Source organism: Streptomyces sp. NPDC048603, assembly GCF_043199475.1.
GTDB lineage: Bacteria > Actinomycetota > Actinomycetes > Streptomycetales > Streptomycetaceae > Streptomyces.
Genome location: NZ_JBICVY010000001.1, coordinates 173,070 through 197,542, shown reverse-complemented (window position 1 = coordinate 197,542; position 24,473 = coordinate 173,070). Strand labels below are relative to the sequence as shown.

16 protein-coding genes are annotated in these 24,473 nt (G+C 75.8%); 6 read left to right on the top strand and 10 right to left on the bottom strand.

Annotation, left to right across the window (positions count from 1 at the left end; all coding sequences use genetic code 11):
- Positions 1-43: 43 nt before the first annotated feature.
- From ACGFQ9_RS00940 to ACGFQ9_RS00900, 9 genes are all read right to left on the bottom strand, one after another.
- Entirely contained in the window at positions 44-1,516 is a 1,473-nt protein-coding gene (locus tag ACGFQ9_RS00940) for a hypothetical protein (protein ID WP_393569815.1), read from the bottom strand.
- Between the two features lie 203 nt (positions 1,517-1,719).
- A complete protein-coding gene (locus ACGFQ9_RS00935; RefSeq protein WP_393569813.1) occupies positions 1,720-1,995 on the bottom strand; it encodes an isoamylase early set domain-containing protein in 276 nt (91 codons plus the stop codon).
- Between the two features lie 268 nt (positions 1,996-2,263).
- Positions 2,264-3,235 carry a CorA family divalent cation transporter gene (locus ACGFQ9_RS00930; protein WP_393569811.1) on the bottom strand — a complete coding sequence of 324 codons (972 nt, stop codon included), beginning with the start codon at positions 3,233-3,235 and terminating at the stop codon, positions 2,264-2,266.
- 126 nt (positions 3,236-3,361) lie between these two features.
- Positions 3,362-5,371: a hypothetical protein gene (locus ACGFQ9_RS00925; protein ID WP_393570773.1), complete on the bottom strand. Its 2,010-nt coding sequence runs from the start codon at positions 5,369-5,371 to the stop codon at positions 3,362-3,364.
- A gap of 68 nt (positions 5,372-5,439) precedes the next feature.
- Entirely contained in the window at positions 5,440-9,087 is a 3,648-nt protein-coding gene (locus ACGFQ9_RS00920) for a DUF5682 family protein (protein ID WP_393570771.1), read from the bottom strand.
- 77 nt (positions 9,088-9,164) lie between these two features.
- A complete protein-coding gene (locus ACGFQ9_RS00915; RefSeq protein WP_393569809.1) occupies positions 9,165-10,328 on the bottom strand; it encodes an AAA family ATPase in 1,164 nt (387 codons plus the stop codon).
- Between the two features lie 148 nt (positions 10,329-10,476).
- Positions 10,477-15,468: a DNA-binding protein gene (locus tag ACGFQ9_RS00910; protein ID WP_393569807.1), complete on the bottom strand. Its 4,992-nt coding sequence runs from the start codon at positions 15,466-15,468 to the stop codon at positions 10,477-10,479.
- Positions 15,465-16,334 carry a DUF4132 domain-containing protein gene (locus tag ACGFQ9_RS00905; RefSeq protein ID WP_393569805.1) on the bottom strand — a complete coding sequence of 290 codons (870 nt, stop codon included), beginning with the start codon at positions 16,332-16,334 and terminating at the stop codon, positions 15,465-15,467. The genes ACGFQ9_RS00910 and ACGFQ9_RS00905 overlap by 4 nt, the downstream gene beginning before the upstream one ends.
- Before the next feature lie 259 nt (positions 16,335-16,593).
- Positions 16,594-17,013: a subtilase-type protease inhibitor gene (locus ACGFQ9_RS00900; protein WP_393569803.1), complete on the bottom strand. Its 420-nt coding sequence runs from the start codon at positions 17,011-17,013 to the stop codon at positions 16,594-16,596.
- A 492-nt stretch (positions 17,014-17,505) separates the two neighbouring features.
- Here ACGFQ9_RS00900 and ACGFQ9_RS00895 point away from each other — a divergent pair, with 492 nt between their 5' ends.
- From ACGFQ9_RS00895 to ACGFQ9_RS00870, 6 genes are all read left to right on the top strand, one after another.
- Positions 17,506-17,880, top strand: a complete 375-nt coding sequence (locus tag ACGFQ9_RS00895; RefSeq protein WP_393569802.1) for a hypothetical protein — start codon at positions 17,506-17,508, stop codon at positions 17,878-17,880.
- A gap of 185 nt (positions 17,881-18,065) precedes the next feature.
- Entirely contained in the window at positions 18,066-18,485 is a 420-nt protein-coding gene (locus tag ACGFQ9_RS00890) for an ArsR/SmtB family transcription factor (RefSeq protein ID WP_393569800.1), read from the top strand.
- 132 nt (positions 18,486-18,617) lie between these two features.
- A complete protein-coding gene (locus ACGFQ9_RS00885; protein WP_393570769.1) occupies positions 18,618-19,907 on the top strand; it encodes a geranylgeranyl reductase family protein in 1,290 nt (429 codons plus the stop codon).
- 54 nt (positions 19,908-19,961) lie between these two features.
- On the top strand, positions 19,962-20,579 hold the full coding sequence (locus ACGFQ9_RS00880) for a TOPRIM nucleotidyl transferase/hydrolase domain-containing protein (RefSeq protein ID WP_393569799.1): 618 nt from the start codon (positions 19,962-19,964) through the stop codon (positions 20,577-20,579).
- 628 nt (positions 20,580-21,207) lie between these two features.
- Positions 21,208-22,542: an MFS transporter gene (locus ACGFQ9_RS00875; RefSeq protein ID WP_393569797.1), complete on the top strand. Its 1,335-nt coding sequence runs from the start codon at positions 21,208-21,210 to the stop codon at positions 22,540-22,542.
- Positions 22,543-22,580: 38 nt separating this feature from the next.
- Positions 22,581-23,798, top strand: a complete 1,218-nt coding sequence (locus tag ACGFQ9_RS00870; protein ID WP_393570767.1) for an anhydro-N-acetylmuramic acid kinase — start codon at positions 22,581-22,583, stop codon at positions 23,796-23,798.
- Positions 23,799-23,849: 51 nt separating this feature from the next.
- Here ACGFQ9_RS00870 and ACGFQ9_RS00865 read toward each other — a convergent pair whose 3' ends face one another.
- Positions 23,850-24,407 carry a pyridoxamine 5'-phosphate oxidase family protein gene (locus ACGFQ9_RS00865; protein ID WP_393569795.1) on the bottom strand — a complete coding sequence of 186 codons (558 nt, stop codon included), beginning with the start codon at positions 24,405-24,407 and terminating at the stop codon, positions 23,850-23,852.
- Positions 24,408-24,473 lie beyond the last annotated feature (66 nt).

The window sequence follows — 24,473 nt, the reverse complement described above, 5'->3', positions numbered from 1 at the left end:
GACCGGGTCGGCGGGCTCGACCGAGCCCGGCGCAGACTCCGGCTCACCGCCGTGGCGCGCCGGCCGGCCGGCGCCCTTCGAGCGCGGCGCTCAGCCGCCGCGCCCCGGCCGTGGTCCGGGAGGACCCGGGCCGGGCCGCGACCTCCGCCACCCCGGCCGGGACCGGGCCCGCCGCCCCGCACCGCTCCGCACACTCGGCGGCTACGGCCAGCACCTCGCCCGCACCCCGTACCGAGGGCAGGAGGGCGGGCAGCACCTCGGCGAGGACCGCCCACACGGTGGCGTACGCACCCGCCGACGCGGCCGAACGGGCCGCGTCGGCGAGCCGGTTGGGCTTGACGGTGCCCAGCGCCGCCATGGCCGCCAGCTCCCGCCCGAGCAGCCCGGTGTCGAGCTCGCCGCGGGCCGCCAGCACCAGCAGCGCCTCCACCGCCGGGCGACGGCTCTCCGGGTCGCGCCCGCCCATCCCCGCCGCCACCGCGGCGTGCAGCGCGGGCCCCGCAGGCCCTCCCAGCCGGGCGAGGTGCGGCAGCATCCATGCTGAGCCGTGGTCTCCGGCCGTCGCGGCCAGCGTCACGCCCGGCAGCAGCCACGAAGCCTGGGTCTCCCGGTCCTCCGGCAGCACCGAGGCCCGTACGGCATGCCCCTCGTGCCAGTGATAGCACTGGGTGAATCCCTCGTGGGGCCGGCCGAGCCGGTGGAAGGCGTCCGGGAACTCCCGCAGCAGGACCGGCCGTCCACCGCCGGCGAACGCGACCTGCGGCACCGCGGCACCGGTCCGCGCCCAGGCCCGGTGCGCACCCGGATCCGGCGTGACGACCCGGCGCACGACCGGGCCCGGCGCGCCGTCCGGACCCAGCCAGACGGCGAGCCGATCGCCCTCGGCGGTCCCCAGCCGGGCCGCGGCCCCGGCGGCCGCGGACGCCGCAGGACCGTCCCGGCGTACGCGCAGCAGCGCCTGCCCGAAGTCGGCGGGGCCGGGCCGCACGCCCAGCCGCCCGTACTCGGCGAGCCGCCCGACCAGCTCGGCCGCGTCCAGCGCGCCCGTGTCCCAGGTCGGTGTGGCCAGCAGGAACGGCAGGGGCCGCCCGGACAGCAGCGCGTACCCGGCCTCACACACCCGTGCGGCGATGACCAGCTCCAGCCCGCCCTGCGCGCAGGCCTCGTGCCCGCGGGGCCGGCGTACGTACCCGGGCTTGAGGCTGTACCCCGGCACCCGCCCCAGCAGCGTGGCCACCACCACGTCCACCGGGCCGAGCCGGTCCGCCTCGGTGTCCTCCTCCGTGTGGCGGTGCCCCACTGCCGTGGACAGGGAGGCGGCGAGCGCGTTCCGGTCGAGGTACGCCTGACGCACCAGGCCGTCGAGTGCGAGCTCGAACCCCGCCACCGTGTTCACGCGGGCGTCGAGATGAGCCACCGCCAGCTCCACGACCCCGCCGACCCCCACGGGCGCACCGGCAAGCCGCTCATCGGGCGGCACGGGCGCAAGGACGTCCCGTTCGGCATTCCAGATCATGCCCCCACGCTAGAGCCCCCCACCGACACTCCACTGACACCCCACTGACACCCCGGGAACGCTGCTCCGGCGGAAGCGGCGGATGCCAACAGCCGGGCCCCGGGACGACCGTCCCGGGGCCCGGCTGGCTTCGCTTGACCGCCTCGTTCAACGACGGTCCCGACCGTTCGTCACGGCCTGCCGCGGGCGGCAGGCCGGGGCGGTCAGGTGTGGAGGCGGCTGTTGGTGCCGTCGTGGCTGTCGGCGCCCTCGTCGTCGAACCAGTAGTCACCGGCCGCCAGATAGCGGAAGGAGTGCATGCCGTGCGCCGGGAGGGTGACGCTGACCGCACGGGTGCCGTCTCCCCGGGCCGCCAGCGGATGGGCGGCCGGATTCCAGTGGTTGAAGTCCCCGACCACACTGACGGGCCCGTGCGGAGTGTTCTCGGGGAGGATGAAGGTGACCTGGGTGCGACCCTTGAGCTGCTTGCGTTCGAGCACCGAAAGACTCCGGAGGTGTAGCGGGAGTGGGGCATTGGAACCCGAGCATCCTCACGCGCCCGCCCCGCCCCCGGCTCGGTACACGCCGCCACCCACCCGCCCATCACTCGGTCGGCCGCGGCATCGTGCCCGAGACCCGCATCCGGACAGCAGTCGGCAGGACACCGGTGCACCTCCCGGCGGGCATCGCGGACTGGATTGAGCGGAGCCGCGATGGCGGAGGTGATGGCCGCCGTCCCGGCCTCGGCGGGCTTCAGAGCGGAGGACCTCAGTCGTCCTCGCGCAGGCGGCGCCAGATCCGGGTGCGGTGCAGTACGTACAGGGAGATGCACAGGACGAGCGCCTGGAGGCCGACGGCCAGCAGCCAGAACTCGCCCCTGCTCTCCAGCTTGTCCGTCAGGAAGGTGAAGTTCATGCCGAAGAAGCCGGTCAGGAAAGACAGCGGAAGGAAGACCACCGACACGATGGCCAGCCGGTTGATCACGCCGTTCTGCTCGCCGGCGATGAGCGAGGAGTAGCTGGCGAACGCCCGGCGGGTGGCCTCCTGGAGGGATTCGATGTCCGCGAGCACCAGTCTGGAGCTGGTCTGGAACTCGCGGACGAGGCGCTGCCGTTCCTTCGGGAAGCTGCGGCTCATCAGCCGCCGGGTGAGGACCTCGTCGGTGACCTCGAGGAACGGCCGCAGGTAGTGGTGCAGGCGGGCGGAGTGGCGGCGCAGCTGGGCCAGCCGGTAGACCTGATCGGGGCTCCGCTCCTCGAACATGTCGTCCTCGAGTTCCTCGGCCTCCAGCAGGGCCTGCACCGCCGCCCGGCGAAAGGTGCCCAGCGCCTCCCCGAGCAGGAGGAAGAGTACGGCCACCGTGTCGACGGGCCGCTCGTGCGCCATCTCCGTGACGGTCCTCGCCAGGTCGATCCGCCCCCGGTGCACGGTGGCCAGGAAGCGGTCGGTCACCACCACGTGCACGTGGGTGAACCGCTCCCCCCGCACCACGGGCACGACGAAGCCGGCCCTGTCGCCCAGGTACTCGGCCCGGGCGGGCTCGTCAGCCGTTCCGAACCACTCCAGCCCCTCGATGTCCAGGCCCAGCTGCTCGGCGACCGACCCCGGTTCCGTCCGCTGTTCCTCCGGCAGCTCCACGTCGACCAGGAGGAAGGGCTCGGTGGCCAGCCGGTCACGGGCCTCCGCCACGTCCGTACGGGCGACCGCCATCTCCGGCATCGACACCACCGTTACGATCATCGCCCCTCGCCGTTCGTCCCGAAGCCCGCGGCTTCCAGGGTCCGCGCGCCGCTGCGCCACCGCACGCGCAGGCACTCGTGTGCGCCGCACACCGGCCCCGAACGGAGGACGCCGGGTGCCGTGCGGTCACGACCAGGAAGCGGCCACCAGGGAACGCTCGGCCGCCGCCAGGTGGACGGCCACGGCGAGCCAGGCCCGGGCGTAGCGCTCCGCCGAGGCGTCCGTGAGCCGGCCGAACGCGTCCCGGGGGCGCCGGTCCGCCTCGGCGGCCAGTGCCTCCGTCAGACCGGCCGCCGTACCGAAACCGAGGCGGCGCAGCAGGTCGGGACGGGTCAGTGGTTCCGTGCCGCGGGCGGCCTCGGCCACCGCGCGGCGCCCGCCGGCCACGCCGGTCTCCAGCAGCCGGCGTACGCGCCACAGGGGAGAGTCGGCCAGCGGGTCCGGACCGGCCCCGGCAGGGCCGGGAGAGGCGGCGGGAGACGTGGCGGGGGAGCCGCTCGGAAGGTGGACCCCCTGCAGGAGGTCGTACCCGAGGTCGGCCCGGCCCAGCCACTCCTCGGGCAGCCGCAGGGTGTACCCGGCGCCCGGCACCGGACCGACCGCCAGCGGGCGCAGGGTGGCGGCCCGGTCCAGGTCGGGCCGCCCCAGGACGCGCAGCCTCAGCCCCGGACAGCCCGCCAGCCGGCGCAGGTTCGCCAGGTGCGGCAGCTCGGGATGCGGATGGGCGGGCAGCAGCCGCAGCACCGGCGCCCCCTCCCGCACCGAACCGTCCGCGGACAGCTCACGCACCAGCAGTTGCTCGCCCGCCGCACCCACGACCTCCACGTCGCAGCCGAGCAGCTCGCCCCGGTCGCCGGCCGCGGTCCCAGCCGCGGTCCCGGCCCCGTCCTCACCCGCGAGCCGCTCCGCCACCACCTCGGCAGCCGGTCGGGTGAACAGCGGGGCCGCCGGCTCCTCCGTCCAGGACACCCCGCGCAGGGGAGTCGCCTTGACGCCGCGGCCGGCGCCCAGGCGCCCGTCGGCCGACACCGTGGCGCCCACGATCAGCAGCCCGCCGCGGGCCAGCCCGGCATGGTCGAGCGCCGCGCCGCCGAGCGCGACGGACGCGGAACCGGCACCCCGGGCGCGCGCCAGGCCGCCCGGCTTGACGTCCGGGACCGACAGCCGTACGCCGTCGGGGGTGAGCACGTGGGTGACCACCCCGCCGTATCCGGTGGCGGAGAGCACCGGCTCCCGGCACAGGCCGTACGCGCGCAGGCTGCCGCCGGGCCGGTACGCGCGGCGGCCGCTGCCCGCCAGGACGGGGTCGGCGGTGCCCCCGGCCAGGACGGCGCAGATCCACAGGAGTTCGCGGAAGGCACCGGCGAGGTCGGCCGACCGATGGGTGGAGCTGCGGTCCCGGGCGCCGCGCAGCCCGCGCACGAGGCGCAGGGCGGCCGCCTCGGCGCGGGGCAGCCCGGCCACCCGGGCGGTGTGCGCGGCCCGCAGCAACTCGGCCTGCACCACGGCGCCGGCGGCCGGCACACCTCCCGCGAGGGCCGTGGCCGCGGCCTCCCACAACGCGGCGGCGGCGGCGATCTGCGGGGCGGTGAGGGCCTGCCGCTCCGGGGCGGCCGACCCGTCCCGCGGGGTCGCTGCCGCCGCCCCCCGCTCCTGCGCCCCCGAGCGGGGCCTCGGCGTACCGCCCGACGCGAGGTCGCCGGAGGCCACGCCGGACCCTGCGCGAGTCGCGGCGCGCTCGACCGCCGGACCGTCGCCGTCCCCCGACGCTCCAGCCGGTTCCCCGTCCGTCAGCTCCCGGTCCGTCAGCTCCCCGTCCGTCGGTTCCCCGTCCGTCGGTTCTCCCTCGTCCGGCGCATCGGCGATCGGAGCCGCGCCGAGCACGGCGGCCCGGTGCAGGCACCGGGGTGCCAGCAGGCAGCTGCAGCCGGCCTGGGTACCGGACGTCACCGCCCCCGAGGGGCCGGGGCGCAGGGTGACCAGGGCGTCCTCGCCGAAGCGGACGGTGACCGAACCGTCCTCCGTGAGGACCGCGTCCGCGCCGCAGTCGGCGATGGCGGCGTCCAGTCTCTTGCGCAGCCGTGCGGTGAGGGCCTCGACGGCCTCGGCGAGGACCTCGGGTGCCACCGGCGGCAGACCTCCTCCCGCTGCGCCGGCGGCTGCGCCGGTGGTGGCGGTCGTGGCGGTGGTGGCGGTGGTGGCGGTCAACGGGCATCTCCACGGAGGCGGTCGCCCACCCAGCGGGCGAGGGCGAGAGGACTGAGAGCGGCCACCGGCATCCCGGCCGCGACGAGCTGCCGGGCGATCGGGACGGAGTAGCGCGGGGTGCCGGTGTCGTCGAGGGCGGCGCAGCCCAGCAGATGGGCCCCGGAGGCGGCCAGCGCCCGGACCTCGCCGAGCAGTCCGCCGACCGGCAGGCCCTCCTCGAAGTCGCTGACCACGACCACGAGCGTGCGGCTGGGCACGGTGATCAGGGAACGGGCGTGGGCGAGACCGGCCGCGATGTGCGTGCCGCCGCCGACCCGGACCTCGAGCAGCAGCGACAGCGGGTCGTCGACCCGGTCGGTGAGGTCGACCACGCCGGTGGAGAAGGCGAGGAAGTGCGTGGACAGCGTCGGTACGCCGGCCAGGACGGCGGCGGTCAGCGCGGACCAGATCACCGAGGCCTCCATCGAGCCCGACACATCGACGACGAGGATCAGCCGCCAGTCGGCCTCGCGGTTCACCCGGGTGCTGAACACCGGCCGTTCCGGTACGACCCGCACGCGGCCGTCCTCCAGCCGGCGCGCATGCGCCAGGTTGGCCCGGAGGGTGCGCGCCAGGTCCAGCCGTCCACCGGGCCGGCGGGTCGGCCGTGGTGTGGCCAGTCCGGACAGCGCGGGACGCGTCCGGGTGACCAGCTCCCTGGTGAGCTCCTCGACCAGCCGCCGGACCAGCGGCCGCAGCCGAGCCACCTGGTGTTCCGGCATTCCGCCGGCCAGCGACAGCACCGAGGTGAGCAGTTCCACCGAGGGACGTACGGCCGCGGGGTCGAGCTGGGCCAGCACGTCGGTGCGGCCCGCGTCGGCCGCCGCCGCGAGCACCTCCTCGCGCACATCGGCACCGAACAGCGCCTCCAGTTCCCCGGCCCATTCCCGGGCCGTGGGGAAGGAAGCTTCCTGCCCGCCGCCGGGACCCGCGGCACCGCCCCGGTCCAGGTCCGAGGAGCCCTCGCCGCGCCCTGCCCCGTACAGCTCGTCCAGTGCGCGGGCATGGCGGCGTACGTCGGCCGGCAGCCGGTCCTGCTCGCGGCCGAGCAGCAGCCGCCAGCGGTCGGCCGGGCCGATCCGCCGCAGCACGGCTGATCCGGCAGGCGTTCCGCCCGGCGGACGTCCCGGACCGACTCCGTCGGCGGGACCGTCCTGCGAGGCACGGACACCGGCATCCACCGACACCGACACCGGCCCTGACGCCGCCTCCGCCCCGGGGCCCGCGCCCGCCGCCCGCCCGGCTTCGGCCGTCCGTTCGCCGCCGACCGCAGACTCCTGAAGGACCTTGAGAGCGGACGCCCCGGCCGCGTCGGCCGCCGCCCACAGGGCGAGCAGCGCGGGCGGCGCGGCCAGGGAGAGGTCGATCCGGTCGCCGAGACGGCCGGACACCGCGGCCAGCATCCGGTCACGGCCGGCGGGGGACAACGCGTCGAACCCGCCGCGCAACGCCGGCAGCCGGTCCAGGAACTCCCGGTCGCCGAGCGCCTCGATCCGGTCCAGCAGCGGGTCCAGAGCGGCCGCGGAGACCTGCAGCAGCGGTCCGGCGGCGGTGAGCAGGCCGGTCAGCCGCCGGCTCAGCCGACGGCGGCCGTCCGGATCGCCTGCGGCATCGATCCACCCGGCGGCCCGGCCGCCGAGTTCCGCCGTCCGCTCCAGGTCCAGCAGCACCCGTACCGCCGCCGCCGCGCCCTGCATCAGCGGTGACCCGCTCTTGCCCAGGACGGCCAGGGCCCGGTCCAGGCGCAGACCGAGATGGTGTGCGGCGGCCCGCTCGGCCAGAGCCACCAGTGCGGCCGCGTCGGCGGGATCGTCACTGCCCGCCAGACCGGGCAGCGTACGCACGGCCGCCTCGAGCAGTTCCGCCGTGAGGGCGGCGGCCACCGCCCGGCCCTCGGCGCCGGCACCCGGCAGATGCCCCCGCTGCAGTGCCTCCAACAGGTCGAGAGCCGCGAGGAGTTCCGGCAGGGACGCCGCCCCGGGCAGCACCTCCGCCGCCTCCGCGAGCCGTACGGCGACCAGCTCGGGCAGATCGCAGCGGGCCGCCGCGCCCAGGCCGGCGAGGATCCGGTCGCAGGTGGGACCGCCCTCGGCGGCCTCCCGGCGGGCCGTCTCGCGCAGCGTTCCGGCCGCGGCCTGGGCCACGGTCACCCCGCGCACGCCCGCCAGGTCGAGACGGGCGGGCACCGAAGGCCTCCACGACACCCGCCACCTGCTCCCCAGGGCGGTGCCGTCGCCGGTCCCCGCCACCCTGAGCGGCTCGCCGTAGGACGCGCCGCACACCAGCAGGCGCTGCAGCAGCACCTCCCGCCGGGCGTCGAGCGGCGAGCGGAGCGGGTCGAGCCGGACCTCGCGCGCCGGGGGATCGCCGGGACACGGCAGCCGCAGCTCCGCCAGCTCCCGCTCCACGGCGGGTCCCAGACCGGAGCGCGGGGTACGGGGCGACAGCCGGCCGCGCGCGGCCCCGACCAGTACGGCGTCCAGCGCGCGGGCCAGCGCCCGGCCACGGCCCAGCAGTTCGCCCTGACCGAGCACGGTCGTGACGGCTTCCAGCAGTTCGCCCCGACCGGGTGCCGGCAGCCCGCGCAGCCGGGCCAGGTCCCCGGCCAGCCGCAGCGTCTCGGCGGCCTCCCCGGTGCCCGCGGTGTGCCCGGCGCCGCGCAGTTCCCGGCACACACCGGTGACCGCGTGCGCGGCGGCCTCCTGCACCCGCTCCGGGTCCCCGCCCGCACCCAGCACGGCCTGCTGCCAGAGGGGATCGCGGATGCCCGCCGGATAGCCCGAACGGGAATCCAGCAGATCGAAGGAGTAGGGGACGAGCGAGGTCACCGCGGTGTCCCCGGTGCGGGCCGGGGCGGCGCCGGTCCCACGGCCCTGGTGGCCGCCGGACCCGGCGGCCACCAGGGCCGGGGCGTGGAAGGCGCCTATGACCGCCGCGACCGTACGGCCGGAGGCAGCCGCCCCGTGAATCACCCCGCGCATGTGTGCCTCGCGGGCCAGATCCGTGGCCGGTACTCCGCCCCGGTCCTCCGCGTCCCGGCGCAGCGCCCAGCCCACGCCGAGGGCGGCACGGCGGACGGCGTCCGGCGGGCAGCCGGGGGCGAGCACCTCCACGGCACGGTCCCACAGGTCCTCTCCGTCGCGGCCCGTGCCGGCCGCGGCGAGTGCCTCGGCGAAGGAGCGCCCGGCTGTGGCACCCACGGCCGAGGGCGTTCCGAGAGCCCCGTCACCCCGTCCGTCCGGAACGTCCGCCGCCGGTGCCGCCTCCGCCGACGACCAGCCCGCGTCCGCCAACGGCAGGTCACAGCAGAGGACTTCGACGCCGTGTTCCCGCGCCCAGCGGATCGCGGCCAGCTCGGGGGAGAAGTCCGCGAACGGGTAGAAGGCCAGCCGGCCGTCGGCGCCGGCGGCCGCCAGGGCCACGGGTGCCACGGTCTCCGGATCGGCCAGATGCGGCAGCCAGTCCTGGAAGTCGGCGGGCAGCTCGACGCAGACCACGTCCGCGCCCGAGGCCTCCAGCAGAGCGGGCACCACCGCGGCCAGGGCCGGGCTGTGGTGCCGTACGCCGAGCAGGAACGGCTGCCGGCACGCGCCCAGCAGGTCCACGACCGCACGCGGGTCGGCTCCGGCCCGCTCGCCGCCACCGGCCCCCGCGGCGGCCGCGAATGTGCTCGTGTCGGTCGTCACCGCAGGCTCCCGCGCAGGTCCCAGAGGCGACGCCACATCGCCGAGCCCTCCTCGGCCCGGCGCCGGACCGGGCCGTCCCAGTAGCCCAGCAGACGGTCGTGGTCGGCGGGATCGTCCTTGCGGACCACGCCGAGCAGATGGCCCGGCAGCAGGTCCAGGGCGTCACCGGCCGGCAGATAGGCGGTCGCGACCCCGAGCGAGGTCGCCACCTGCACCGCCTCGGCCGTGGACATCACCGTGCCCGGCCGCTCCACGTCCCAGCCCTCGGCCGAACGCCCGGACCGCAGATCGCGGAAGACCGTCACGAGCGCGTCCAGCACCGCGTCGTCGACACCGAACCCGGCGCCCGCACGCTGCACCGCGGCGACCGCCTGACGGCGGATCAGCGCGGCCTCGGCATCGGCGTCCGCGATCGGCTGGACCGTCTCGAAGTTGAAGCGCCGCTTGAGGGCGGCGGACATCTCGGAGACCCCGCGGTCGCGCAGGTTGGCGGTGGCGATGACGGTGAAGCCGGGCGCCGCGCTGACCACCGCGTCCTCGGTCGCGGTCAGTTCGGGCACGGTGACCCGCCGCTCGGACAGGATCGACACCAGGGCGTCCTGCACCTCGGGCAGGCAGCGGGTGATCTCCTCGACCCGGGCCACCCGCCCGCTGCGCATGGCCGTGAGCACGGGGGAGTCGACCAGGGCCTGCGGGGTGGGGCCCTGCGCGAGCAGCAGGGCGTAGTTCCAGCCGTAGCGGAAGGCGTCCTCGGTGGTGCCGGCGGTGCCCTGGACGGTGAGGGCGCTGGTGCCGCAGACGGCGGCCGACAGCAGCTCGGAGAGCATCGACTTGGCCGTGCCGGGCTCGCCGACGAGCAGCAGGCCGCGCTCTCCGGCCAGGGTGACCACGCAGCGTTCGACCAGGGCGCGCTCGCCGACGAACTTGGCGGTGATCGCCAGCTTGGCGGGCAGGCCGGGGTGGCGCTCGGGCAGCGCCAGTTCCTCACCGCCGCTGCCGCAGACGAAGGTGACGACGGCACGCGGGGTCAGCGCCCAGCCGGGCGGGCGGGGGCCGGTGTCCTGCGCGGCGAGGAAGGCCAGTTCGGCGGCGTGGCGCTCCTCGGCGGGGAGCACCTGCCGGGCGGCGGGTGCGGGTGAAGGCTGCTCGGTGAGGGTCATCGGGTGTCCTTGAAGTCGTGTGGGAGGGGTGGTGCGGTGCGGTGCGGAGTGCCGGCGCCGCGGAGGGGTCGGGGCGCAGCAACGGACCGCCCGTACGAGGACGGTCCGGGGCGGCGGCCCCGGACCCGGCGCGCCGGAGCCGCCGGACTCAGCGGCGCCTGACCCGCCGCACCTTCAGCTCGGTGAAGCGCGGGACGTCGCCCTCGCGGACCCGCTGCCACGCCCTGCGGTAGAGCTCGGCCGGCGGCTCGGTGGGGACCAGCACACCGAGGAGCGGTGTCCGTTCGGCGAGCAGGTCCTCGTGCATCGGCGCCTTCCACTGCTCCAGCGGCAGCGCGGGAGACGCCGTTTCGACCCAGCCGCCGGGCAGGAACAGGCCGCGTCCGGCCCGGGTGCGGCTCGCCGTCACCACCAGGTCGGTGGCGCCCAGTTCGGCGCGGGCGGCCTTCATCCGGGCCGGCTTCCAGCCCGTCCATCGGGCGGTGTTGCGGTCGGTGGGGTCGGGCATCGCCAGCAGCATCAGGTACAGGGCGGCGGCGTCGGCACCCAGGCCGTACGCCTCCGCCGCCTCGCCCACCAGCTCGGGCACCGAGCGGGTCGGATCCTGCGGCCACCAGGTGCCGTCGGCTCCCGCCACGCCCGCCGCAACCGCCACCCCTGCCGTACCCGCCGCACCCGCCGCAGTGTCACCGGGAGCACCCGGATCGGCGAGCAGCGCGGCGAAACGGGCGTCGTGCACGACCCGCAGCGCCGCCTCCACGGGGAAGGGGTGCTGGGCGGCCCCGCGCAGCAGCGGCAGGTACGGGTCGCGGCCGGCCGAATCCAGCAGAGCCGGGCGCACCGCGGGCACGGGCTGCCCGTCATGCGTGGGCAGCACCACCGCTCCGTACTCCTCGTAGTGCTCGGCCGTACGCGTCGGTGCCCCCGCGGCCTTGCGGAAGTCCTTCAGGTTGACGTACCAGCCGACCACCATCATCAGCTCCGGGGCGACGAGCCGCTTGCGGATCGCGGCGAGCGCCGACGGCAGCAGGGCCCGCACCGGGTCGCCGGCCGGCAGCCGGTGGGCCAGCCAGGCGATCATCGCCACGGATCCCGTCAGCACGTCCGCGGAGAAGACCTCACCGGTCGACTGCTCCGGCTGCACCCGGTCCCCCTTGACCAACCAGGCCACATCGGTGCTCAGCGCCGGCGCGGCGGCCGGATCGAGTACGGCGGGCAGGGAGCGGAGCGCGGGCCAGGAGGTCCTGACCCCGCGATGGGCCTCGACGGTCAGCCACTCGGGAACCGCGACCCGCCTGCCGACCCGCCCGTTCCACACCTCCGCGGCGGCGGCCACCTCCGGTCCGTGCGTCCACAGACGGGCCGGATCGGCGGGCAGGAGCGCCGCGACCAGCTCCCGGCGGACCTCGGGGGTCAGGGCCTTCAGCTCGTCACGGGCCACGGCAGCCTCGCTCGCCTTGACGCTGAGGACGGTCCGCTGCTCCGGGGTGAGGAAGCCCTGCTCGTACGAGTCCACGGCCGGCAGGCCGGCGAGGACCAGCCGCGCCATGGTGCCCGAGGCGCCGGTGAGCCGGGCGAACTCCTCGGCGGCCTCGGGCCGCCAGGACACCGCGCCCCGTTCGGCGGCCTCGTCGAGGAAGCGGGCCGTCCAGCCGTCCGCGCGCCCGGGGTCGCCGAGCTGCCGGTCCCGGACCAGGGTGTAGGGCGCGGGCATGGTGAACGTGCCCGCCGGGTCGTAGTGGAGTGCCTCCATCTCGATGCCGTCGCTGATGTGGTCGCAGCCGTAGCCGGTGACGAGGAGGGCTCCGCCGCCGAGCGGAAGCACACTGCTGTGGTAGGCGTGGTGCTCGGTGCCGTCCGGCTTGCGCAGCGCACGGTGCGTCAGGCGGACCGTGCTCCGGCGCCACCCGCCGGACCCTCCCGGCACGCCGAGCCCGTCCATCTCCCGCAGGAAGGCCAGGAGCGCCTCGCGGTCCTCCTCGGAGGTGGTCGCGGCGACCGCACGGTAGGCGAGGGCGGCAGGCTGTTCGAGGAGCCGGGTCCACGGGACGTTGCTGTGCGGCAGGCCGGGCATCTCGCAGTGCAGCCGCCCGGGTTCGGCCACCGCCCCGGTGTCCGCCCGCACCGCGGCGACGGCGGCCATCGCCCGGCAGGCGTGGTCCCCCTGGTTGTGCCGGCCGCCCCAGCGGTAGCCGACCGTCCCGCTCAGGCCGTCCAGCGCCGGCATCAGGGCCGTGTCCGCCGGACCCTGCGGCGCCGATTCCCCCGTCCCGCCCCGCACAGCACGCGCCAGGCGCTCGGTGATCTTCTCCTGGGTGGTCCGCTGAGCGAGGGCGAAGCGGACCGTGCGGGCGATGCCCTGGACCAGGACCTCGTCGGTGATCCGCGGCAGCCCGGCCCGTACCAGCGCGGGCAGTTCCCCGGCGGGCGTCTCCGCGGCCGAGGCCAGCAGCGCCGCCGCCGCGTCCCGGTCCACCCCGCGCAGCGCCGACGAGCCCTCGGGGTCACGCGGACGCAGGCAGAACCAGTGGTCGGCGGGCGGCAGCCGGTGCCCGTGCGCGCCGGAGCCGTGGAACGAACGGCTCGGGGCCTCGGCGGTGACCGCACCGTCCGGGTCGACGAGCCGGAAGAAGTGCCAGTTCGAGGAGACCGCCCGCGGCCGGTCGTCGCCCGGGAACACGATCGCCGCGAGCGGCGCCCCGTCGTTGTCGCCCTTCGGTACGGAGACCTCCCGGCCGGCGGTGTCGCAGGCCCGCCATCCCCCGCCGGGCAGCCGCACCACGCGCCAGCCGAGCAGACCGCCGGCGGGACGGCTGAGCACCGAGCCCTCGACGGCGGGCCCGGGACGCAGCCAACTGCTCTGCTCGGACAGGGTGCTGCCGTCGGGGTGGCCCTGGAGGGCATCGGTGAGGAACGCGGGCAGGGCACGCCGCCCGGTGGTGTCGGAGGCCGGGTCGTACTCCGTCCAGCCGTGCGTGGTCCCGTCGCTCTGCCAGGTCCAGTACGACGGGCCGTCGGAGATCATCACGCGCTCGTCCGGCAGCCGGGTGTCGCCCCGGTGGAGCACCCCCGCGCCGGTGGCGAGCCCGCCGCCGGCCAGCGGCAGGCCGATGTGCTGGAGGGCGAGCCGCCACGGGTGCCGGCCGGTGTCCACGGTGAACACGTGGTCGGGGTCGGTGTGCCAGTAGCCCTGCGTCGCCCCGCCGCCGTACCAGGGGCGCCAGCAGACCAGCAGCGCACCGTCCACGTAGTGGAAGCCGGTGGTGCGCCGGTCCGTGCCGGGGATGCGCAGGTCGTGGACGAGCACGGCGGAGTGGGCGTCGATCACCCGGACCTGCCGCTGGTTCGCCACGATCAGGTGCGGCCAGGCGCTGACCACGGTGAGGTCCGAGTTCTCGCGCTTGGGATCCAGCTCGGCGAGCGCCTCCTCCCAGGCGGGCCAGACGAGTTCCTCGAAGAGGCCGCCGCGCAGGGTGCGGGCCACCAGCCCCCCGAGGTCGGTGGCGGCCGCGTCGGCCACCTCCCCCTCGGCGAGGACCAGCGCCTCGGCGGGCAGCCAGGTCAGGCGGTGCACGGCCTGCGGGTACAGGGGCAGGCCGGTGTCGGCGGAGGCCCGCGCCACGGTGCGCACCCACTCGGCGAGCATCGGGCGGCCGCCCGCCGCGGCGGCGACCCGGCGGACCACGGACGCGCTGAGGTCGTTGTCGTGGAAGCCGTTCGCGGCACGGGTGAAGGCGGGCCGGAAGCGCTCGTCGGCGGCGAGCGCCAGCAGGTCGCGGCGCTCCTCGCCCTCCGCCCAGGCCTCCAGGCCGAGCGCCTCCTCCCCGGCCGGGGAGGCGACCGGGAGGCCGAGGGAGAGCAGCAGGTCGAGCAGGTCGACGTCCTGGACCCCGATGCGCAGGCCCGCCTCCCGGCCCGCCTCCCGGTCCGGCGCGGTCAGTTCGGCGCGCAGCACGTCCGCGGACCGCCGGACCACGTCGAGCAGGAGCGGCAGCGCGAGCCGCCGGCCCCAGCCCCGGTGGCGGGCGGCGTGGAAGCGCTCCAGCCAGCCGGCGGTGCCGTCGGCGCAGCGCTCCCCGTCCGGCGCCGTCGCCGAGACCAGCCCGGCGGTGGCCCCCGACTCCTCCAGGATGTCGAGCCACAGCCGCGAGAGTTCGCCGTCGTGGGAGTCCTCGCCCTGCGGCGTCAGGGACAGCAGGGCGCCGCGCACGGCGGGTTCGCGGCGGGCCAGGCCGACCAGCGCGGACCGGTGCGTCTTCCACCAGCCCGCGGTCGCGCGCAGGGTGGCGGGCAGCGCCAGCAGTTCGGCGAGGTAGTCCTGTTCGGCCTCCACCGCGTCCAACCCGGCCGAGCGCGCCAGACGGCGCAGCGCGGGGGCGACCTGGGCGGAGGGAACCATGCCGCCCGCCGTACGGCGTACGCACAGGCGCCGGTAGCGCCCGTACGCCTCGGCCGCGGGCACCCGCAGCTCCAGGTCCTTGGCGTACGAGGTGAGCACCCGCACCGGCAGCGCCCCGGCGAGGGCGAACTCCAGGAAGACGGCGTCGAGCCGGTCGTCGTCGACGGCCAGGCCGTGACCGGCCTCGCTCTTGCGCGCCCGGGTGAACAGCTGCGCCGCATAGGTGGGGTTCTCCACCGACAGGAACACGCGCGCGGTCTCCTCGTAGAAGACCGGCAGGAAGTGCGGCACGGCCGCCGCCAGCCGCCCGGCCAGCTCGTGGCAGGACTCCAGGGCGGCCTTTGGCTTGGACTTGGCCTGGCGGGCCACCCGCTCCAGCTCCGGTACCAGTGCCAGGGCGTGGTGGCCGTCCTCGGGGTGGTGGACGAGCACCCACTCGGCGAAGCCCAGCGCCCGGCGGCGGCCGAGGCCGACCACGGCCGGCTCGCCGTCGGGCACCAGCCCCAGGAAACCGGCGGCGAGGTCCTCGGCCGCGCCCAGTTCGGCCGCCGAGAGACGGACCACGACACGGCCCTCGGGGAGGCCGGGGTGACGGTACGTCCGGGCGGTGAGGTCGACCGCGCCGGGACCGGCGCCCTCGGTGCCGGCCGGCAGGACCGCACCCGCCTCGATCAGCAGTGCGGCCTCATCCACGCCGTCCGTGGTGCCGGCGGCAGGGGTCATGGGTGTGGTGGTGGTCATCGCTCGTTCCCGCCCTCTTCGATCGTGCGGCCGGCGTACAGTGCGGCGGCCATCCGCATCCCCTCGGACCAGGCGACCGGTCCGACCTCGCGCAGCGCGGCCGCGCGGCCCTCCTCGTCCTGCCAGGACAGCGCCCCCGTCGCGGAGTCCCCGTCCCAGTAGGGCTCGCCGATCCACACCGAGGCCGTCAGGCCGCGCCCGGCATCGCGGACCGCGCAGGTGGCGTACCCGCCGGACACCCGGTAGCCGAGCGCCGTGGCGCGGGCCGCGAGCCGGAACCGGTTGGGGTAGGAGCCGCCCGCGAACTCCCGGACCTCGGTGGTGTCGGACGCCACGTCCCCGGGCTTGCGCCAGGTGGCCCGGTGGATCTGCTCGACCCCCTGCACGATGCCCAGTTCCGCCGCGAACTCGCGTACGTCGTCCAGGTCGGGCAGCAGCACGGGATGCGGCAGGAGCACGGTGGGCGCGGAGAGCCGTACGGTCTCGCCGTCGAGGTTCACCACCCGCAGCTCGCCCGAGGAGGTGGCATCGCGCAGGAAGCCCACCTCGTCCGGGTCCTCGCCGACGACCGCGATGTCGCGCAGCGCGCCCTGCCACGCCTCGTCCGGCCAGACCCGGGCGAGCAGCGCGGTCGGCACCGGCAGGGAGGACACCATCCAGGCGTCCACCTGCGCGACGCAGGAGGCCGCGTGCCGGTCCAGCCACTCGCCGAGCCGGCGCAGCCGGTCCACCTCGGCGCTGTCCTTCAGGGCCTTGGGCAGCGTCTTCAACTGCCGCCCCGCAGCCCGCCCGGTTACGGCGCGTGCTGCCACCCGCCCCTCCACCAAGGCGATTTCATACCCTTCGCCCGCTGACAGCCAGCCCATCCCTACTGCCCCCTCGCCGTGCCCGATCGGATTCCACGCAGCCCGGAGCGGGGGCACAGTGCCCCCTGACCTGCGGTATGAGCGGGACAGTAGCGGGCCCCACTGACAACGGTGGTGGCGGGCGGTCAGCCGTGCCCGCTCGTACACCCGCCGGCAGGGCCGGGTCACGCACCGTAGCGCCGACGGCGGGGGGAAAGAAACGGCAGCGGGCCCCTCGCGCGGAGGGGCCCGGACCGGGTGGGGCGTCAGAACGCGGACGTCAGAACGCGAAGACGGCGTCGCCGTTGAGGGTCGCGGACATGGCGCACGCGTTGGAGAAGGTGTGCTTCCAGGAGATGCGCCGTCCTTCCCAGACGCCGTCCGCGGTGGCGGTGACGGGGTCGTAGTGCATGGGGCAGGCCCGGTCGGGGTCGGGGGAGGCCAGCAGGGCGTCGAGAGTGCCGGCGGTGGCCGCCAGGGAGGTGCAGGCGGCTTGGGGGTCGGGGTGCGTTCCCCGGGCGGTGGGCGCGCAGCTGAGGGTGACGGCCCGCACGGCGGAGCCTGCGTCCTCGCCGTGGCCGACGGTGAGGACCACGGCGGAGGGCGCGTACAGGCCGGCGGGCCCGGCCTGGGCCACGCCCGTGGCACCGGCCAGGACCAGCAGGGCAGCGGAGGAGACGGCGGCGATGCGGTAACGCACGACAGAACTCTCTTTCAATTCGAAGGGTAGGTGCGGCAGTTGGCTTTGCAATGCCGACCGAACGCCGCTGAGTCTGCAGAATGCGAAGGGCGGGCGCACATCGATGACCGATTTACGGACACAGGGTTCGCCTATCGGCGCACGAATGGTCGTTCGGGCAGCTCAGGCGCGAGCCGCGCCCGGCACGGCCGCGTCCGGGAGGCGGCCCGGTGCCCCGTGACAGCGCTGTCACGAGGGGTGGTTGCCCGGCGGCGGCCCTGCACGGTTCACCGGACGGCCATCCAGAGTGACCGGATCGTGCCGATCTCTTGCCCTGGACGCCGGTTCCTGCGCCTTCCTGCGCCGCGGCTGTCGCGTCGCGACGGAGCGCCGATCGTTTTTCGCCGAATCCGCGGAACCGGCCGCCCGGCGCCGGGGGATCGGTAGCGTCCCGGTACGGAAGATCCGGCGCCGGATACGCCGGATACGGCACACGCAGTGCGGAGGACGGCCATGGCCAACGTGGAAGTGTCACTGAAGGAAGCGATGACCTCGATCGACGGCGCGCTGGGGGTGGCGCTGGTGGACTACACCAGCGGCATGGCTCTGGGCACGCTGGGCGGAGGCAAGGACCTGGACCTGATGGTGGCGGCGGCCGGCAACACGGACGTGATCCGTGCCAAGGTCCGCACCATGGAACTGCTGGGTCTCCAGGACGACCTGGAGGACCTGCTGATCACCCTGGGCACCCAGTACCACCTGATCAGGGTGCTGCGCAGCAAGAGCGGCAGCGGCCTGTTCCTCTACCTCGTCCTGGACAAGGGGAACTCCAACCTCGCCATGGCCCGTCACCAGCTCCGCCGGATCGAGTCGGAACTGGACTTCTAGCCCCGGCATCCCGACGGGCCCACGCATGCCCATGAGTTGAAGACATCTTCAACTCGACACATCCAAAACCGGTCAACTTCGGGTGTGGGCGGGCCGACAGGACGGGACCATGGAGAGTGGAGGCCGTGCCGCTGCAGGCGGCGCGGCCGAACAACGGTCCGAGGAGCAGCAGGAGCGTCGTGGGTATGCAGGTGCCGCTGTACCAGGCGAAGGCCGAGTTCTTCCGGATGCTCGGACACCCGGTCCGCATCCGCGTCCTCGAACTCCTTCAGGACGGACCTCGGCCGGTCCGGGACCTACTGGCCCAGATCGACGTCGAGGCGTCCAACCTCTCCCAGCAACTCGCCGTTCTGCGCCGCTCGGGCATCGTCGTCTCCACCCGTGAGGGCTCCACGGTCACCTACGCCCTGGCCGGCGGGGACGTGGCGGACCTGCTGCGCGCCGCACGCCGCATCCTGACCGAGATGCTGGCCGGGCGGAACGAACTGCTCGCCGAGCTGAGGCAGGGCCGCCCGGACGCCGGACCCGGTCCGGCCCCGGCCCCGGCTGGGTCCGAAGCCCCGGCCGGTCCCGTCGCCGTGGTACCGCGGGCCCGACCCCAGTGATGGGATAGTGATGCGGTGACCACCAAGCGTGATGACCTGAGCGGTGACCGCGACCCCGGCTCCGCGGGAGACCCTGCTTCCGCGGGGGACCGTGCCCCGGCCGACGATCCTGCCTCCGCAGGCGGGCCTCCGGTGCCGGCGGGGCCCGTGGGCGCGCGGGAGGAACAGGCACAGGTCATCGTGGTCGGGGCGGGGCCGGCCGGCTCCTCCGCCGCCCTGCACCTGGCGCGCGCCGGGCTGGACGTGCTGCTGCTGGAGAAGAGCGGCTTCCCCCGGGAGAAGGCCTGCGGTGACGGACTCACCCCCCGGGGCGTGGCCCAGCTGGTGCGCATGGGCGTGGACATCGACGCGCCGGGCTGGATGCGCAACCGCGGAATGCGGTGGGTGTGCGAGGGCAACCGGGTGGAACTCGACTGGCCACAGCTCGGCAGCCTTCCCGACTTCGGGCTCACCCGGAGCCGTCACGACTTCGACGACCTGCTCGCCGCGCACGCCGCCGCGGCCGGAGCACGCCTGCGCACACAGGTGAAGGTGACGGCTCCGCTGACCGACCGCGCGGGCCGCATCACCGGTGTCACCGCGACCCGGAGCCCGGACGGGGAACCCGTCCGCTACCGGGCGCCGTTCGTCGTCGCGGCCGACGGCGCCTCCGCACGCACCGCGGTCGCCCTGGGACTCGCCCGTGACACGAACCGGCCGGTGGCGGCGGCCGCCCGCCGCTACTACCACAGCCAGGCCCGCACCCACGACCCCTACCTGGAACTCTGGGCCGATCTGCGCTGCCCCCACACCGGGCTTGACCTGCCGGGGTACGGCTGGGTCTTCCCCCTCGGGGACGGCCGGGTCAACGTCGGCCTCGGCGCCCTGCCGCAGCGCCGGCGCCGGCCGGTCGACCTGCGGTCAGCGCTGGAACACTGGCTGCCGCGCCTGCCCACGGAGTGGGGGATCCAGGAGGAGAACGCCGAATCCCCGCTGCGCAGCGCCCCCCTGCCGATGGGGCTGAACCGGCGGCCCCAGTACCGCCGCGGGCTCCTGCTGGTGGGGGACAGCGCAGGCATGGTCAGTCCGTGGAGCGGCGAGGGCATCGCCCAGGCGATGGAGGCCGCGGAGGTGGCCGCCGAGACCATCGCCCTGGCCCTGGCCCGGCCGGCCGGGCCCCGGCGGGAACGGGTGCTGGAGCAGTACCCCACCGAGATCCGCCGCCGCTGGGGACGGTACTACCGCCTCGGCAGCCTCGCCGGTGACCTCGTCCTCGCCCGGTACGGCTACCGGCCGCTGCTCCATCCGCGCGTCATGGCCTCGCCCCCGCTGCTCCGCGCCCTGGCCCGCCTCCTCACCCATGTCACCGACGAACCGGCCCACGACACCATCGACGCCGTCCTGCACACACTGATGCGCCTGGTGCCCTCGCCCCGCCGCTGAAGGCGCCGGGGAAATTCCCTGGCCACGCGGCCCGGAAGCACGAAGACTCCTCCCATGGCAGACATGGAGTCCTTCAGGGAAGCGGTGACCGCGTGGGCGGCCGGCGGCCCGCCCGCGCCCGCACGCGAGCTCGCCGAGCGGCTGTCGGTCCGGGCGGCCGTCCTGCTCGAAGGGGCGAGCGATGTCGCGGCGGTCGACGCGCTGGCCGCGAGCCGCGGCCGGGACCTGGCCGCCGAAGGAGTGTGCGTGCTGTCGATCGGCGGCGCCATGAGCGTCGGGCGCTACGCCGGCCTGCTGGGGCCGTCCGGTCTGGGGCTCCGCCTCACCGGCCTGTGCGACGAGGCGGAGCAGGGCTATTACGCCCGGGGCTGGGAGCGGGCCGGTGCGACCCGGCAGGAGTTCTTCGTCTGCACGGCGGACCTGGAGGACGAGCTGATCCGCGCGCTGGGCGTGACACGGGTGGAGGAGCTCATCGAGTCCGAGGGTGATCTGCGGGCGCTGCAGACCTTCCTGCGCCAGCCCGCACAGCAGGGCCGCCCTCCAGGGCGGCGGCTCCGGCGCTTCCTCGGCACGAAGAAGGGCCGCAAGATCCACTACGGCCGGGTGCTCGTCGAGGCCCTCGACCCCGACCGCATACCCGCCCCGCTCGACGCCCTCATCCGCGGTCTCTGACCGCCGGGCGCCCCGGCCCGCAGTCGGCCCCGAGGGCCAACCGGGCTCCCGCACCGGGCAATTCCGGCAACGCGGCGCGGCAGAACCCCTGCCGACGACAGGAAGCCCGGGACGACGACCACCGCTTCCCCCGGACCGGACCGCCACGCGCCGTGCGCCGGCTTCCGCCGCACACGCCCGTCTCGGGCGCATCCGCGCAGGCCCACCTCGGCTCCGCCGGCCTGACGACGCGCCCGGGCGGGCGGGCCACCGCACCGGGCCGCTCCGCGGCCGCACGGGCCGTCGGAAGCTCCTTCCCGCCGGACATTCCGTCAGACATCCCGCCCTGCCCCCCCGGTCTGCCGTATGGCGCACCCGCCGGGCGCCGGCTTCCGCTGCGCATGGGGCCGTCCCGCGGGCACTGCAGCTCCGCCGGGCCGGCGACGCGCCCCAGGCGGGGCGGCCACCGCACCGGATGGCTCCGCAGCGGCGCGGCGCGACGGGCGCGGCATCCGTCGGACATCCCGCCCCGCATCCCCGGTGCGCCGTGCGGCGCGGTCGTCGGGCCGGGTGTGCCGCCGATCCGCCGATCCGCTGAACCGCGGCCCGTCCGCGCATCCCATGCCGCGGCCGAGGGCAGCCACCTCCTGTGTCCCGCCCCGAAGCCGGCCCGAAGGACCGGCCCGCCGTACCGGCCCCGCCTCCCGCGCGGCGCCGGCAGGCCCGTCGCGCCCTGGTCGCCGCGTCCGTCGGGAACTTCGTGGAGTGGTACGAGTTCGGTGTCTACGGCGCCTTCGCGACCGTCATCGCCGCCAGGTTCTTCACCCCGGAAGGCGGGGACCGGACCGAGGCGCTGATCGGGACGTACGCCGCCTTCGCCGTGGCCTTCTTCTTCCGTCCGCTCGGCGCACTGCTCTTCGGGCGGTTCGCGGACCGGGCCGGACGCCGCCCCGCGCTGATCGCCGCGGTCTGCCTGATGAGCGGTGCGACCGCGCTGATCGGGCTCCTGCCCGCCTACTCGGCGATCGGCGCCGCCGCCCCCTGGGTGCTGACCCTGCTGCGCGCCGTCCAGGGCCTCTCCGCCGGCGGCGAGTTCGGCGGAGCCGTCAGCATCGTGACCGAGAGCGCCCCGCCGGGCCGGCGGGGCCGCCACGGCGCCTGGCAGTCCTTCACCGTCGCGCTCGGCCTCCTCGCCGGGGCCGGTGCCGCCGCCGGCCTGGCGACCGTGCTCTCCGAAAGCGCCCTGCACGCCTGGGGCTGGCGCGTCCCCTTCCTCCTCGCCCTCCCGATGGGCGCCGTGGCCCTGTGGCTCCGGCTGCGACTGCCCGAGCCGAACGCGCGGACCAGCGCCATCACCCCCATCACCGCCACCGTCCCCACCCCCGGAGAGCTCCGGCCCGCTCGCGCCATCCCCCTCGGCATCGCCAGGATCATGGGCTGGTCCGCGGCCGGCTACACCTTCCTCGTCGTCCTGCCCTCCTATCTCCAGGCCACCCTCGGCACCTCCTTCCAGCACGCCCTCATCGCCACCTGCCTCGCCAACGCGGGCTTCGCCGCCGCCGTCCTCCCCGCCGGGTCGCTCAGCGACCGCCTGGGCAGGCGTGCCGTCATGCTCGCGGGAAGCGTCCTCGTCGTCCTGTTCGCCGTACCCCTCCTGCACCAGCTGCGCGCCCCCGGCGTACCGGTCGCCGTGAAGGCGGCCCTGCTGGTCGCGGCGGGCGCGACGATCGGGCTGCTGGCCGGACCCGGCCCCGCCCTGCTCGCCGAAATGTTCCCCACCCGGGTCCGCAGCACCGGACTCGGCGTCGCCTACGCACTGTCCAACGCCGTCTTCTCCGGCTGTGCCGGACTGATCGTCACCGCCCTCGTGCGCCACACCGGCAACCCCGACATCCCCGCCCTCTACGCGGCAGGCGCCTGCGCGGCGGCCGTCCCCGCCCTCCTCACCCTGCGCCCCGACGACCACCAAAGGCCCCTCCGATGACCCCCTCCACCGCACCCGGCCCGCGCACTCCGACGCCGATGACCGTCATCGGCCTGATGTCCGGCACCTCCTGCGACGCCGTCGACGCCGCGGCCGCCCGCCTCACCCGCCGCGGCGACACCCTGCACCTGACCCCGCTCGGCATGGTCAGCGAGCCGTACGACGACGGGCTCCGCCGGGACCTGGGGGCCGCGCTGCCACCGGGCCGCACCACCCTCGCCGAGGTCTGCCGCCTCGACACCCGCATCGGGCAGTCCTTCGCCCGCCTCGCCGCCCGTGCCGACCGCGAACTGTGCGGCGGCCGCGCCGACCTCGTCGCATCGCACGGCCAGACCGTCTACCACTGGGCCGAAGCGGGCCGGGTCCACGGCACCCTGCAGCTGGGCGAACCCGCCTGGATCGCGGAGGTCACCGGCCTCCCCGTGGTCTCCGGGTTCCGGACCCGTGACGTCGCCGCCGGCGGCCAGGGAGCCCCGCTCGTCTCCCTTGTCGACTGGCTGCTGCTGCGCGGCCACCCCGGCGTACCGGCCGCGCTGAATCTCGGCGGCATCGCCAACGCCACCGTCCTCACTCCGGCCGGCACCCCCGCCGCCTTCGACACCGGCCCCGGCAACGCCCTCCTCGACGCCGCCGCCCGCGCCCTCACCGACGGCCGCCTCGACCACGACGCTGACGGCCGCCTCGCGGCCCGCGGCACCGTCCACCGGCCCCTGCTCGACCGGCTGCTCGCCGAGCCCTACTACGGCCTGCCGGTTCCCCGGACCACCGGCCGTGAACTGTTCCACGCCGGATACCTGCGGGCCGCCCTCGACGCCACCGGCCCGCTCCCCGCGCCCGACGTCCTCGCCACGCTCACCCGACTCACCGCCCGCACCGTCGCCGACGCGCTCCGCCCCTACGCCGTCTCCGAGGTCCTCGCCTCGGGCGGCGGCACCCGCAACCCCGCCCTGATGGCGGCACTGGGCCAGGAGCTCGGCCCGGCGGTCCGGCTCCGCACCTCCGAGCAGGCGCTCGGACTGCCGGAAGCAGCCAAGGAGGCGTACGCCTTCGCCGTCCTCGGCTACCTCACCCTGCACGGCATGCCGGGCACCCTCCCGGAGTGCACGGGCGCGGCGGGCCCCCGCGTCCTGGGTTCCCTCACCCCGGGGCGCGCCCCCCTCCGCCTGCCGGCACCGTACGACCGGCCCGCGGCGCCGCCCCGCACCCTGACGGTGGACCCTCCCCGGGCACGTCCCGCCAGGGAACGGGGCCACTGACCGGTTCGGCCCGCACGCGCCGGCGCCGACCCGCCGACCCCGTCCCGTCGCTCAGAACGTCCACCGCGTGTGCGTGTACACGCCGTCGTCCCGCCCGAACCCGTACGCCGTGATCGGCGCGACCGCGAAGAGCACCGCGTCGCCCTTCCGGAACGCGTCCCCGATGCCGTGGAACGTCCCCTCGGGCGAAGTGATGTGGGGCCCGTACTTCGTCTCGTACGCCGTGATCACCTCCTCCAGCACGGCCGGATCGGCGACGCGCTCGGCCTTGCCCTCGACCACGAGGTCGAGCCCCTCGGTGAGTGCGTTCGCCCCGGTGGTCAGGGCGCAGTGCCCGTCATGGGCGAGGTTCTTCGCCTTCTGTTCCCCGGGCCCCGTCGAGAAGTACAGCGCCCCGTCGTGCCAGGCGGCGATCACGGGGGTGACGTGCAGCCGGCGGTCGGGGCGCACCGTGGACAGCCAGAAGATCTCCGCGGTCTCCAGCTGCCGCAGTGCCTCGGCCCATTCGGTGGCGGTGACGTCCGCGGCCCCCGGCCGGGGATTCAGCGCGGAGCTGTAGCGGGCGTCCAGTTCCGTCGTGGGGTGTTCTGCGGGTTCCTCTGTGGCCATGGCGGTCTCCTTCCTCTCTTCCTGTAGACCGCCCGCACGCGCGGAAATCACCGACGAGGCCGTTTG